The following is a 13,026-nucleotide window of genomic DNA, read 5'->3' as shown; positions in this document are numbered from 1 at the left end:
AAGAGGGGTTTCAATGGAACCGTAACGGGATTGTTTGCCACACAAGCACACACTTCCTGTCCTGGCACGCCCATGAAAGTCGAATCCCTCCCTGATGTGCAGAAGCTCCAAGGCCTGGATCAATCCGCCCCTGCTAGCGACACCCGCCCCCAAACGCCTGCCGTGTCATCAGATGTCGATGCTCTCGCCAACCTCTTCAGTCAGGAAGTGGTGTCTAACAGCAAGGCCCTGAGTCAGCGTTCAATGGGCGTTCGAGTCACCCCGATGGAGCAACTGTCCCAGCTTTATGACCAGTTGGGGCATCCGGCCCAGGCTACCCTGGCCTCGGTTTCTCGACGTGTCAGGCTGCAATTGCTGCAGCAACCCAGTGTCGGCAAGCTGCTGGAACTCACCGGCAACGATCCGGCGCGTACCTACGTGGTACTCCAGCAGATAACGGCCCAGGCGGAAGCCGAGGTGCGCAAGACCGAAGCGGCATTGGCACGTGATGCCCTGGCCAGGCTGGAGATGCGCTACAAGCGAGAGATCCAGGCCGGCCTGAACATCGCCATGGCCTTGCAGGCGGCCAGTGATGACCCCCAGGAACGTCAGGCGGTGCGCGCGTTGTACTACGCCAGCGTGGTGGTGCGCCAATCCCTGGCGAGCATGATGCAGTCCCTGCTGGGCGTGTACGGCGGCGAGCAGTTCGCGACCGGGCTCAAGGTGATGCGTCGCGCTCTGGCGGACGATATCGCGGCCTGCACTTCGTCGGTTCCGACGGCGCAGTTGCGCACGCTGCTGCAGGGGCTGCAGAGCTGTGGTCAATTGAGCGGGGTGTTGTGCAACTGCCAGTCGTTGATCCTGCGCCTGAAGGTCGAACATGACGCCGTGGTGCTGCTGCAGCGCCTGTTGGGGTATGCCGCAAATGGTATCGCCGCCTCTGAAGTCCAGCGCCTGGCGGAGGCATTGGTGGGGGAGGCGTCGAGCGGCAAGTTGGCCTCGCTGAACGCGCTCTACCCGATGCTCAAGGGGTTGCCATCAGTCCTGTGGCGCGATAGCCGTGGGCGCCAGGAAGGCCTGCATAACTTTTTGCTGGTGATGGATGAGCTTACCCGTCTGGAACAACTGCCGCCGCGACTTGGCGATGACGCGAGGGCCAAGGCGTGACGGCGCTGGCGTCTATCAACCGGGTGCTGCTGAAGGTCGCACAACGTGCCGAAGTGTTGGGCGCCGTGGTGGTGATGGCCATCGTGTTCATTTTTATCGTGCCGTTGCCCACCTGGCTGGTGGATATCCTGATCGCGCTGAACATCTGTATTTCCTGCCTGTTGATCGTGCTGGCGTTGTACCTGCCCGGGCCGTTGGCGTTTTCCTCGTTTCCGTCGATTCTGCTCCTGACCACCATGTTTCGCCTGGCGCTGTCGATCGCCACCACACGCCTGATCCTGCTGGAGCAGGACGCGGGCGACATCGTGGAGGCCTTCGGCAATTTCGTGGTCGGCGGCAACCTGGCGGTGGGGCTGGTGATCTTCATGATCCTCACCATCGTCAACTTCCTGGTGATCACCAAGGGCTCGGAACGGGTGGCCGAGGTGGCCGCGCGCTTCAGCCTGGACGCGATGCCCGGTAAGCAAATGTCCATCGACAGTGACCTGCGCGCTGGCCTGATCGATGGCGCGCAGGCCCGTGACAAACGTGAGCAGCTGTCCCGTGAAAGCCAGTTGTTCGGCGCCATGGACGGGGCAATGAAGTTCGTCAAAGGCGATGCGATTGCCGGCCTGGTGATCGTGGTGATCAACCTGCTGGGCGGCTTTTCCACCGGGATGTTCCAGCACGGCATGAGCGCCGCCGATTCCATGGCGTTGTATTCGGTGCTGACCATCGGCGACGGCCTGATCGCGCAGATCCCCGCGCTGCTGATCTCCTTGACTGCCGGCATGATCATCACCCGTGTCGCCCCGGACGGACGCCGGGGCGTGACCAACATGGGCGCCGAAATCGCCCGGCAGATGACCAGCGAACCCAAGAGCTGGATGATCGCGTCGGTGGGCATGTTGGCATTTGCCGCATTGCCGGGGATGCCGACGGTGACGTTCATCATCATCTCTTTGATGACTGGGTCGATTGGCTACTATCTGGCGTACGAGCGTAAAAAACAGGAGCAGCAAGAGGGCTCGGATGGCGACGCCATCGCCCCGGAGCAAAACGGTGAGGAGGACCTGCGTTCGTTTGACCCGTCGCGGCCCTACCTGCTGCAGTTCCCCGCTGCGCTCAACGGTAGCCGCCTGGCAGTGGAGTTGATGCAAAGCATTCGCCAGACCCGCAATGGGCTTGTCGCCAACCTGGGCTTGACCCTACCCCCCTTTGAAATCGAGTTTTCTACGGTGCTGGCTGAGGATGAGCTGCGCTTTTGCGTACATGAGGTGCCTGTGCTCAGGGCCACTCTGGGGCCGTGGCTGGCGGTGGAATATGCCGCGCTCAGCGAGGTGCCGCATGACGGTGTACGCGGGCAGGTAGCACGGGAAGAAGAGGAGTGGGTGTGGCTGGCAATGGATCATCCGCTGCTCACCGATGAGCATCTGGAGCGGGTCACCGCGCAGAACTTGATCCTGGAACGCATGGAGCGCGCGATGATGCTCAGCGGGCCCCAGTTTCTTGGGGTACAGGAGAGCAAGTCGGTCCTTAGTTGGCTGGAAATAAGCCAGCCGGAACTGGTGCAGGAGTTGCAACGCATCATGCCGTTGTCGCGCTTTTCGGCGGTGTTGCAGCGTCTTGCCAGTGAAGGCGTACCGCTGCGGGCTGTGCGTTTGATTGTCGAGTCGCTGGTCGAGTACGGCCAGCATGAGCGCGAGCCGGATGCCCTGGCCGACTATGCGCGCATTGCCCTCAAGTCGCAGATATTCCATCAGTACAGCGAAGCCGACGGCCTGCATGCCTGGCTGCTGTCGCCCCAGACCGAGAACATCCTGCGTGAGGCGCTGCGTCAGACCCAGACCGGGGTGTTTTTTGCCCTCGACAATGACAGCAGCGCGGTGCTGATCAGCCTGCTCAAGCAAGCCTTCCCCATGCGCTTCAAGCGCAAGCGCGTGCTGCTGGTCGCGCAGGACCTGCGCAGCCCTCTGCGGACCCTGTTGTTGGAGGAGTTCAATCATGTGCCGGTGCTGTCTTTCGCCGAGTTGGGGAGTGCCTCGAAGGTCAAGGTGCTGGGGCGTTTCGATCTCGCCGGCGATGGTCAACTGCATGAGGCGGTGGCATGAGGCAGTGGCATGAGTGTGCGCGGTGATGACTGGCCATTTTCAGCGGTTTCGAGGGCCTGACCATGTTTGAGTTGCGCGTACTGAACGGCTTGCACCAAGGAGCCGCGTTGCCGTTATTTGGCGAGCAGTGGTGCATCGGCTCCAATGCGGAGGCCGATCTGGCGCTTTACGACCCGGGTATTGCCACGCGCCATGCCTGGCTGCGCCAGGTGGAGCAGCGCTGGTGCGTGCAGGCAGAAGAAGGGTTGCTGCACGACGACCAGGGGCAGGTGTTGGCGCAAATTGTTGACCTGGCCCTGGACCGGCCGTTTTCCATCGGCGCCATTCGGTTGTGTGTGTCGCTCACCGATCAGCCGTGGCCTGCGGAGCCTGCGCCTGAACCCAGTGTCGAGATGTTTGAGGTGCCCGCTGAGGCGCCGCCGGAGCTGCGCCTGAGCACCCTGCGCGGGCCTGCACAAAAACGCGTGATCAGTGGGCTGGTGGTATTCGCGGTGCTGGTTGCTGCGGTGGGCGTGATGAACGCCGGCGATCAGGATGTCCAGGCTTCACTGATGCCTGCGCCCGTGCAGAAAATTGATCTGGCCACCGTCGCTGAAGTGCGCCAGCAGTTGCTCAAGATGCTGAGCGAGCGCGAGTTGGCGCAACGGGTCAGCATGCAAGTGATCAATGGGCAGATCTCACTCAACGGTGACGTGTCATCGGAAGAAATGGCGCTGCTGTCGCGCATGCTCGGCCGTTTTGCCGAGCGTTTCGACACCCCCGTGCCGGTCATCAGCCGGGTGAGAGAAGGCAATAGCCAGCCGCCGTTCAAGATTACCCAGATTGTCGGTGGCCCGAACGGTCATGTCGTACTGGAGGGCGGACGCAGGTTGTTCCTTGGGGATGAAGTGGACGGGTTGCGCCTGGTCTCCATTGATAATGCCAAGGTGGTGTTCGATGGCCTGCGTCGCTATGAGGTGCGCTGGTGAGCCAGGACCTGCAGGACCGCCTTGACGCGTGGCAGGCACGCCAGGTCAGTCATCTGGCCAGCTTTGCGCCGGTGGCGGTGCGCGGACGTATCCAGCGCGTCAACGGCATGCTGTTGCAATGCCGGCTGCCTCAGGCGCGCATCGGCGACCTGTGCAAAGTGGATAAATACGGTGATGACAGCATGCTCGCCGAAATCATCGGCTTTGATCACCAGGATGCGGTACTCAGTGCCCTGGGCAACCTCGAAGGCGTGCAAGTGGGCGCCAGCGTGCAGCGCCTGGGCGTGCCGCATCGTGTGCGGGTCGGCCATGAACTACTGGGGCAGGTACTCGATGGTTTCGGTCGGCCGATAGCGGGCGAGGGGCCGGGAGCGTTTGTCGATGATGCCGACACCAAGGACGCGACCACGGTGCTGTGCGAAGCGCCGCTGCCCACTGAGCGCCCGCGTATTCATCAGGCGCTGGCGACGGGCGTGCGCTCGATCGACGGCTTGCTGACACTGGGAGAAGGCCAGCGCGTGGGGCTGTTCGCCGGTGCTGGTTGCGGCAAGACCACCTTGCTCGCCGAGATTGCCCGGAATGTCGAGTGCGATGTGATTGTGTTCGGCCTGATTGGTGAACGGGGCAGGGAGCTGCGCGAGTTTCTTGACCATGAACTCGACGACCAATTGCGGGCCAAGGCGGTACTGGTATGCGCAACGTCCGATCGCTCAAGTATGGAGCGGGCGCGTGCCGCCTTTACCGCCACGGCGCTGGCCGAAGGGTTTCGCCGCAAAGGCCAGCGGGTATTGCTGCTGATCGACTCCCTGACCCGTTTTGCCCGGGCTCAGCGTGAAATCGGTCTGGCTGCGGGTGAGCCGTTGGGGCGCGGAGGTTTGCCGCCGTCGGTCTACAGCTTGTTGCCGCGTTTGGTGGAGCGCGCTGGCTTGACTCGCGAAGGCGTGATCACGGCGATCTACACCGTGCTGATCGAACAGGACTCCATGAGCGACCCGGTGGCCGATGAAGTGCGCTCGCTGCTCGACGGGCACATCGTACTGTCGCGCAAGCTTGCCGAACGCGGGCACTACCCTGCGGTGGATGTGCTGGCCAGCCTGTCGCGGATTCTGAGCAATGTGGCCGAGCCTTCGCACATACAAGCCGGTACCGCGCTGCGGCGCCTGCTGTCGGCGTACCAGCAGATTGAACTGATGCTCAAGCTGGGGGAATACCAGGCTGGCAACGATGCCCTCACGGACATGGCGGTAGACAGTCGGCAGGCAGTCGATGGTTTCCTGCGCCAGGATTTGCGCGAGCCTTCGCCACTGGCGTCCACCCTCCAACAACTTTCGGAGCTGACGGCGTATGTCCCTTTCTGAACTGGAGACCCTGCGCCGCCTACGCAGGCATCGCGCCGATCGCGCCGAGCGCGCGTTGCGTGAAGCGAAGCGGCACCAGCGCGCCCTGCAGGCGCACATCGAGCAGGCCGAGGACGCGCTGGAGCAGACACGACAGCAGGAGGCCAGGCAAAGCGCGCAATTACTGAGCGAGCACCAGGGGCAGGTGGTGTCGGTGTGCATGCTCAAATCCTGGACGGCCAAAGAACACACCCTGTCCGCCGACACCCGCCGTGAAGAGGATCGTTTGCAGGGGCTGCATGGGCAGAAGGAGACGCATGTGATTGAAGTGGAACGCGCACAAAAGCAGGTCAACCAGTGCTTGCGCCAGGTCGAAAAACTCCAGGAGCTTTCTGCTTTGTTGACACAGGAGGTGCTATGACGCAGGTCCCGGCAGGCAAGCCTGAACGCCCCCGCCCATTGCGTGACGAGCGTGAGGCGACGCCAGGTCTCGTATTCCTGTGGGAGCAGGGCCGGCTCTTTGCGAACCTGTGCGCTGGCGAAGGCGGCGGGGAGGGGTTCGGTAGTTCGTTGCACGCCACGCAGGCATCTGCCGATACGGCGATGGTCGAGGCGTTCGCCGAGCAATTGGTACCGCGCCTCAATGCGGCGTCTCAGTGGCCTTTGCAGGCAGTGTTCTATTTGCCGCGGCTGGGCCGCATCGACGTCAACGTACGGCGAGAGATGGGGGCGCTGCAGATTGAACTGGACCCGGAGGAAGAGCGCACGCGGTCGTGGCTGGGGGATATGCGCCAGCGATGCGAGGACCGCTTGAGCGCTGAGTTGAGGCGGCCAGTGCAGGTGTCGGTGACCCTGTCAGGCTGCCTATGATGATTTCGCCTTTGACGCTGCCTGTGGTCGACGGCGCCATCGTTGCCGCCTTGCGACGGCTGGGACGGGGGTTGCGGCTGTCGTATCAGGTGGCGGGCCAGCATGGCGAGCTGTTGCTGGAGCCGGGCCATATGCCCCGCGCGAACGGCTCTTTTGTTTTCGATACCGCCTGTGGGGCGCTGGCGTTCGGTGATCCTGGCCCGGTCCTCAGCTTGCTCGGTGACTGCCCGGTGACATTGGCTGAGCACGGCAATGACCCTGATGCGTGGTTCTGGGCGTTGTTTCAACATCAACTCAGCCCTCAAGTGCAGTCGTTACTGGGGTATCTGCGCTTGCAGGAAAGCGTGCAGCCACACGATTTCAGTTGTCGCCTGACGGTGAGGTTGGGCGAATCCCGAGTGGTGGACCGCCTCTCACTCGCGCCGGATACCTTCCTCGCACTGTGCGATGCCGGCCCCTGGCAATCGCTTGCCCCGTCGTTACCTCATTCGCTGACGCTCTCGGTGTCGGTGCTGCTGGGGCATTCGCAACTGCCTATCAGCCAGGTGAGCAGCGTACGCCCCGGTGACGTACTGATGTTGAAAAACCCGATGTTCAACGCCAACGGTGACGGGCGTTTGCGCGTGGGCCGCCAGGGCTTGCAAGGGCGGCTGGACCATGACACCGGGGTCTTGCGCTTTACTTTTTTTTCTATCGAGGAAATATGTGTGGATGAGGTTTCAGCAGACCAGAACCAGGGCTACGAGTGGGCCGATCCGTCGCCAGCCACCGATCAAGCGCCTGTGGATATATTCGGGCGTGAGCCATTTGACGAACTGGCGATGGGTTTGAGCGTGCGCTGTGGCACGTTGCAGCTGACCTTGGGTGAGTTGCACCAACTCGCGCCTGGTGCCGTGCTCGGCGTCTCGGGGTACGCGCCGGGCATGGCGGGGCTGTATTACGGCGACCGGCCTATAGGGCATGGGCAACTGGTGGATGTGGATGGTCGCTTGGGCCTGCAATTGTCCCGTGTGATTTTTTCCCGATGAACTTCCAGGGGATCGACCCGCTTCTGCTCGCGCTGTTCCTGGGGGCCCTGTCATTGATGCCGATGTTGTTGATCGTGTGCACCGCGTTCCTGAAGATCGTGATTGTGCTGATGATCACGCGCAACGCGATTGGCGTGCAGCAAGTGCCGCCCAGCATGGCCATCAACGGTATCGCGCTGGCGGCGACGATGTTCATCATGGCGCCGGTGGGTTATGAAATCGCCGAGGCCGTCAAGGTAACGCCGGTGGACCTGAGCAGCGTGCACGCGTTTGAGCAGACCAGTGTCAACGCGATACAGCCCTTGAGGGCTTTTATGATGCGCAACACTGACGCGGACATCCTGACGCATTTGGTCGAAAACACCGCGCGCATGTGGCCCGCGGAAATGGCCCAGGCCGCACGTCGTGACGACCTGATCCTGCTGGTGCCGGCCTACGTACTGTCGCAATTGCAGGCGGGGTTCGAGATCGGGTTTCTGATCTATATCCCGTTTATCGTCATCGACCTGATCGTCTCCAACCTGCTGCTGGCGTTGGGCATGCAAATGGTTTCGCCGATGACCATTTCGCTGCCGCTCAAGCTGCTGCTGTTCGTGCTGGTTTCAGGTTGGTCGCGGTTACTCGACAGCCTGTTCCTGTCCTACCTCTGAGGCGCTTATGGACCCGATCATGCTGTTCAAGCAGGGCATGCTGCTGGTGGTGGTGCTGTCGGCGCCGCCGCTGATCGTCGCGGTGATTGTCGGTGTGCTGACGTCCCTGATACAGGCCCTGATGCAGATACAGGATCAGACGCTGCCTTTCGGCATCAAGCTGGTAGCGGTCGGCATCACCCTGGTGTTGACGGGACGTTGGATTGGCCTGGAGTTGATCCAACTGATCAACCTGACCTTCGACATGGTTGCCCGCTCGGCGCTGAACTGAGGTAACACCTGTGCTGCTTTATCTTGATTACTTGCCCAGCCTGGTGATCGCCATGGCGCGTATCTATCCCTGCGCGATTCTCGTACCGGCGTTTTGCTTTCAGCACATTCGTGGCATGCCGCGACATGTCATTGTGATGGTTGTGGCGTTGATGCCGGCCCCTGGGATTCATGCTGCGTTGGCGGGTGCGGATTATTCGCTGTTGATGATCGGCGCTCTGGTGCTGAAGGAAGCGGTGCTGGGCTTGTTGCTCGGTGTGTTGCTTTCGATGCCGTTCTGGTTGTTCGAGTCGGTCGGCGCGTTACTGGACAACCAGCGCGGGGCCTTGACCGGTGGCCAGATCAATCCTTCGCTGGGGCCGGACGCAACGCCCATCGGTCACATGTTCAAGCAACTGGCGATCTTCCTGCTGATGGTAACCCTTGGGCTTGGCGTCCTGACCCAGGTCATTTGGGACAGTTACCTGATCTGGCCTCCCACCGCATGGTGGCCGGTGCCGGCGGTCAATGGCTTTGGCGAGTTCCTGGGGCTGCTGGGCGATACCTTCATGCATATGATGCTGTACGCCGCGCCCTTTATCGCGGTGCTGTTGCTGCTGGAATTCGGGGTAGCGTTGCTCAGTTTATACAGCCCGCAATTGCAAGTGTCATCGCTGGCGATGCCCGTCAAATGCCTGGCTGGGCTGGCGTTCCTGCTCTTGTATTTGCCTCTTCTGCAAGACTTGATCATGGGCAGGATGAGTCTGTTGGGCGACCTTAAGCATTCTCTGGGCTTGATGTTCCAGGGGGCGCAGCCGTGAGTGACTCTGGGGAGAAAAAACACGCCGCGACTCCCAAGAAGCTGCGTGACCAGCGTAAGAAAGGCCAGGTTGCTCAAAGCCAGGACGTGGCCAAGCTTCTGGTACTGACGGCCTTGAGTGAAATTGCACTGTTCACCGCCGAAACCAGTATGCAGCGTTTTCAGCAACTGCTGGTGTTGCCCATGGCGCGCATGGGACAACCTTTCGTGCGCGCACTGGAAGAGGTCCTGTTCGAAGGCTTGCTGGTGTTTTTCTCTTTTGCCCTGCTGATGGTGGGGGTGGCCATCGCGGTCAAATTGATCAGCAGCTGGATGCAGTTCGGTTTCCTCTTCGCCCCGGAAACCTTGAAACCAGATTTCAATCGGCTCAACCCCCTTAACCAGGCCAAGCAGATGTTTTCCGGCCAGTCGGTGATGAACCTGTTGATGGGGTTGGCCAAGGCCGTGCTGCTGACGCTGATTCTGTACGTGGTCATTGGCCCGTCGTTGAGCGCGTTGGTGAGCCTGGCCAGTGGCGACCTGCAAAGTTATGTCTTGGCGCTGATGACGCTGTTTCGACACTTGCTGCACATGTGCCTGGGCTTGCTGCTGGTGCTGGCAATCGTTGACCTGGCGTTGCAGAAGTACTTTTTTGCCAAGCGCATGCGGATGACCCAGGTGGAAGTGGTCAAGGAGTACAAGGATATGGAGGGCGACCCTCACGTCAAGGGCCAGCGCCGTCAGTTGGCCTACGAGTTGGCGAATGAGGAGCCCAAGGTCAAGCTGCCCAAGCTGGAAGAGTCCGACATGCTGGTGGTCAACCCGACGCATTTTGCGGTCGCTTTGTACTATCGCCCTGGCAAGACGCCGCTGCCGCAGCTTGTGGAAAAAGGTACGGACGCCCAGGCCCGCAAACTGATCGACCGATGCAAGTCGGCGGGCATACCCGTGATTCAGTGTGTCTGGTTGGCGCGCACGCTCTACAAGCAGAAGTTGGGAGGCAACATTCCCCGTGAGACGCTGCAGGCCGTTGCTTTGATCTACCGTACTTTGCGTGAACTGGACGATGAGGCCAAGCGAGAGACCCTGGAGTTGCCCGAACTGGACCAGCGTTGAGCCATCGTGTGTTCAACGATTGCAGTGTCGATCCAGGGCTTCAAGTTCTGCGAGCGAGAGCAGGCGGCTGAGGATTTGATCCAGGGGAATATCGGTAGATACCACCGGGTGCCAGAGAATCAGGGCTCCCCCGGCATTCGAAAAGACAAAGCAGCCATCGAACGCCAAGGCCTGTTCGAAGCGGCGTTCCAGCACACGCTGGAACTGGCCGGCCTGTAAGACACGCGGTGCAATTTGCAGGGCCAGGCCGAGCTGTTCCCCGGCTTTCAGCGCACACAGGTGGATGCCTTTTGACAGGTGCAGGTGAGTGGCAGCGCCACTCACCAGGTCATTGAGGAGTACCCGACGATGTTCGGCGTCTGTGGGTATTTCCATAGGGGTCATCGTTCCAGCGAAACCGTCTGGTGATCCGAACGTTCCCCGGAGGGGCCGGGTTGCACACGCATGTGTTCCGGCCACCAGATCACCATCTTGTCGGCGCTCGATTGTGGACGTGAGCACGAGTCACCCCGGCAGGTGGGGGTGCAACCGGCGACAAACAGCACCAGGCTGATCAATGTAAAGCTGGAGAGTAGGCGAGTCATTCTGGTTTCTTTCCGTTAGGTGCGATCAACGAGGGACGAGAAACGCCAATGTGTTCGTCTTTCACCACAGGGCGCATGGCGATGAACACTTCCGCTTCTTCACCCGGTTTGAGCCAGGCACGCGGCCAGGCGGTCACTGCCAGGGTCTGCGAATTGCTGCACTCTTTCTCATCGATGCGCACATGGCGGTCGTACTGGTTGCGCAGTACCACGACGGCGACGTTGAATTGCGGGCCGACATACCATTGGCTGCGTTCGGTATTGAGTGCGAGCAGGTCGCGGGTGGTGCACAAGGTATCCAGGCCCAGTGGCATCGGGGTCGCCTTGAAGGCTTTGGGGACTTGCCCGGTGACGAGTGTGGCCATGGCATGGATCAAGTCGTTGCGCTTGATTTCCGGTGCGTGGGGCGTCATGCGCCGTGCCAGTGGTTTGAGGGCTGTTTGCAGTTCCAACTGATCGGCCTGGGGCAAGTAGCGCGAAGGGTCGGCCTGGTCGCCAATGACCCTGGGCGTGATGATGAACAGGCGCTCGCGTCGATTGTTTTTGCGTTCAGTGGACGAAAACAGCGCCTTGCCCAGCAACGGGATATCACCCAGCAGGGGAATCTTGTTGAGCTGGTCAGTGTTATCGGTGACGTGGAAGCCGCCCACCACCAGCGAACGTTTTTCGGCCATGACCGCTTGGGTGCTGACCGCGCCCTTGCGCACATCGGGCCCGATGCGGTTGGGGTTGGATTCGTCGAAATTGCCGTCTTCGATATCGACCGCCAAGTGGATCTGATGGCTGCCACGCGAAGTGATCACCCGTGGGACCACCTGGAAGCTGGTTCCCACGGTGATCGGCAGGATGGTTGCCACTTCGGAGCCGGCCGTGAGGTACTGCGTGCGGTTGAAGTCGATCACTGCCGGTTGGTTTTCCAGGGTCAATACGGATGGGTTCGACACCAGGGTCGCCAGGCCACGCCGCTCCAGCGCCCTGACAGCGGCAAAGAATCCATCCCGGTTATTGATCGCCAATTGCGACGAGGTGCCTGGGGCGATGTTGTTCACGCCGCCCTGGAAATTGCCATTGCGAAACCCCCAGTTCACGCCGAGCTCACGCATCTGCGTGCGTTCGATGTCGAGGATGATCGCGTCGATTTCCACCAACTTGCGCGCGACGTCCAACTGGGTGATCAGGTCGCGGTACATCGCGTGGCGTTCCGGCAAGTCGTAGATCATCACGGCGTTGTTGCGCACATCGGCTTCGACGCGAATTCGCCCGGGCGAGACCCGTGCGCGCGGGGTCAGGGACATGCCCGGGTCGGCGGTCGCCTGGCTCGTCGGCGGGGTGAGCATCTGGCCCAATAGAGGGTTGCCGAGCCGGGGAAAGCCCTGGGCCAGGGGCGATATTACAGGGGCGCCTGACGCGGCTGAGGGGCGCTGGGTAACCTGCGCGGCAGCTGAGGGAGAGCGAGGTTCAAGCAAACCCTGCAGCATGCTGGCGATACCGGGGATGAGCATTTTCTCGCCGCGATAATCGATCTGGCGGTCTGCCGCATTGGCGAATTTCAGCGGGTAGGTCAGCACGCTCTGTTTTTCGTCGGTAGAACGGCGCTGGCTGCTGAATTGTTTGATCTGTTCTATGTAGCGCTTGGGGCCGGACACCAGCACCACGCCGTCCTCGGGCAATTCGCCCCAGCCGAAACGGCTATCGAGAAGGCCGATATCGGTGAGTGCCTGCTTCAGGTCGGCTACGGTTTCGCTCGACACTTCCAGGCGCGCGGACTCCTGCTGGTCCAGGGTGCTGATGTAGAGGGTGTTGTTGTACAAGTACCACTGGAAGCGGTGTTCAGTCCCCAGGCGGTCGAGCAGTGACTGCGGGGTATTCGCGCGAATCTTGCCGTTGACGTTGCCTTCCAGCAGGCCTTCGATCTGCAATTGCGTGCCAAACGTCTGGGCGAAATCATCGAGTACTTCGCGCAAGGGTTTGTGCTCGGCCTCGTAGGCGTAGGCGGTGTTTTTCCACTCTGGGGGGATGGCGGCAAGGCTGCTGTGCAGCGGCGCCAGCAAGAAGGGCAGGGCCAGCAGGCAACGCCACTGAGTGGGTTTTACGGCTGCAACGGGCGAGCATGAGCGCAAGCGGGGGTGCTTGTGGATCTTGTTAGGCATGGCAGGTTCTCGGTTTCAGTACGGCAACTTACGTAGCGA

General features: G+C 61.2%; 14 protein-coding genes. 11 read left to right on the top strand and 3 right to left on the bottom strand.

What is annotated here, in order from left to right; all coding sequences use genetic code 11:
- The first annotated feature begins 72 nt into the window (after positions 1–72).
- The 11 genes from sctW to sctU all read left to right on the top strand — a co-directional run bounded on the left by sctW (position 73) and on the right by sctU (position 10,253).
- Complete coding sequence (sctW, locus tag QU606_RS13645; RefSeq protein ID WP_304998435.1) at positions 73–1,146, top strand: type III secretion system gatekeeper subunit SctW; 1,074 nt, start codon at positions 73–75, stop codon at positions 1,144–1,146.
- On the top strand, positions 1,143–3,236 hold the full coding sequence (sctV, locus tag QU606_RS13640) for a type III secretion system export apparatus subunit SctV (RefSeq protein WP_024073272.1): 2,094 nt from the start codon (positions 1,143–1,145) through the stop codon (positions 3,234–3,236). The genes sctW and sctV overlap by 4 nt, the downstream gene beginning before the upstream one ends.
- A 62-nt stretch (positions 3,237–3,298) precedes the next feature.
- Positions 3,299–4,204 carry an FHA domain-containing protein gene (locus QU606_RS13635; RefSeq protein ID WP_024073273.1) on the top strand — a complete coding sequence of 302 codons (906 nt, stop codon included), beginning with the start codon at positions 3,299–3,301 and terminating at the stop codon, positions 4,202–4,204.
- On the top strand, positions 4,201–5,562 hold the full coding sequence (locus tag QU606_RS13630) for a FliI/YscN family ATPase (protein WP_024073274.1): 1,362 nt from the start codon (positions 4,201–4,203) through the stop codon (positions 5,560–5,562). Before QU606_RS13635 ends, QU606_RS13630 begins: the two co-directional genes overlap by 4 nt.
- A complete protein-coding gene (locus QU606_RS13625; protein ID WP_304998434.1) occupies positions 5,549–5,962 on the top strand; it encodes a YscO family type III secretion system apparatus protein in 414 nt (137 codons plus the stop codon). Before QU606_RS13630 ends, QU606_RS13625 begins: the two co-directional genes overlap by 14 nt.
- On the top strand, positions 5,959–6,411 hold the full coding sequence (locus tag QU606_RS13620) for a type III secretion system HrpP C-terminal domain-containing protein (protein WP_024073276.1): 453 nt from the start codon (positions 5,959–5,961) through the stop codon (positions 6,409–6,411). Before QU606_RS13625 ends, QU606_RS13620 begins: the two co-directional genes overlap by 4 nt.
- On the top strand, positions 6,408–7,439 hold the full coding sequence (locus QU606_RS13615; protein ID WP_304998433.1) for a FliM/FliN family flagellar motor switch protein: 1,032 nt from the start codon (positions 6,408–6,410) through the stop codon (positions 7,437–7,439). Before QU606_RS13620 ends, QU606_RS13615 begins: the two co-directional genes overlap by 4 nt.
- The gene (gene sctR / locus QU606_RS13610) at positions 7,436–8,089 is read left to right on the top strand and encodes a type III secretion system export apparatus subunit SctR (protein ID WP_024073278.1); all 654 of its coding nucleotides are present in this window, start codon (positions 7,436–7,438) and stop codon (positions 8,087–8,089) included. The genes QU606_RS13615 and sctR overlap by 4 nt, the downstream gene beginning before the upstream one ends.
- 7 nt (positions 8,090–8,096) lie before the next feature.
- A complete protein-coding gene (gene sctS, locus QU606_RS13605; RefSeq protein ID WP_024073279.1) occupies positions 8,097–8,360 on the top strand; it encodes a type III secretion system export apparatus subunit SctS in 264 nt (87 codons plus the stop codon).
- 10 nt (positions 8,361–8,370) lie between these two features.
- Positions 8,371–9,159 carry a type III secretion system export apparatus subunit SctT gene (gene sctT / locus QU606_RS13600; RefSeq protein ID WP_069075222.1) on the top strand — a complete coding sequence of 263 codons (789 nt, stop codon included), beginning with the start codon at positions 8,371–8,373 and terminating at the stop codon, positions 9,157–9,159.
- Positions 9,156–10,253 carry a type III secretion system export apparatus subunit SctU gene (sctU, locus tag QU606_RS13595; RefSeq protein WP_024073281.1) on the top strand — a complete coding sequence of 366 codons (1,098 nt, stop codon included), beginning with the start codon at positions 9,156–9,158 and terminating at the stop codon, positions 10,251–10,253. Before sctT ends, sctU begins: the two co-directional genes overlap by 4 nt.
- A gap of 12 nt (positions 10,254–10,265) precedes the next feature.
- Here sctU and QU606_RS13590 read toward each other — a convergent pair whose 3' ends face one another.
- The 3 genes from QU606_RS13590 to sctC are packed head-to-tail and all read right to left on the bottom strand — an operon-like array spanning position 10,266 to position 12,987.
- Positions 10,266–10,628 carry a transcriptional regulator gene (locus tag QU606_RS13590; RefSeq protein WP_310168555.1) on the bottom strand — a complete coding sequence of 121 codons (363 nt, stop codon included), beginning with the start codon at positions 10,626–10,628 and terminating at the stop codon, positions 10,266–10,268.
- Positions 10,629–10,633: 5 nt separating this feature from the next.
- Positions 10,634–10,837, bottom strand: a complete 204-nt coding sequence (gene hrpT / locus QU606_RS13585; protein ID WP_024073283.1) for an HrpT family type III secretion system protein — start codon at positions 10,835–10,837, stop codon at positions 10,634–10,636.
- Positions 10,834–12,987, bottom strand: a complete 2,154-nt coding sequence (sctC, locus tag QU606_RS13580; RefSeq protein WP_024073284.1) for a type III secretion system outer membrane ring subunit SctC — start codon at positions 12,985–12,987, stop codon at positions 10,834–10,836. The genes hrpT and sctC overlap by 4 nt, the downstream gene beginning before the upstream one ends.
- Positions 12,988–13,026 lie beyond the last annotated feature (39 nt).

It is taken from the genome of Pseudomonas sp. OVF7 (genome assembly GCF_030644265.1).
Taxonomy (GTDB): Bacteria; Pseudomonadota; Gammaproteobacteria; order Pseudomonadales; family Pseudomonadaceae; genus Aquipseudomonas; species Aquipseudomonas gorinensis.
This window is presented reverse-complemented; position numbering and strand designations above follow the sequence as displayed.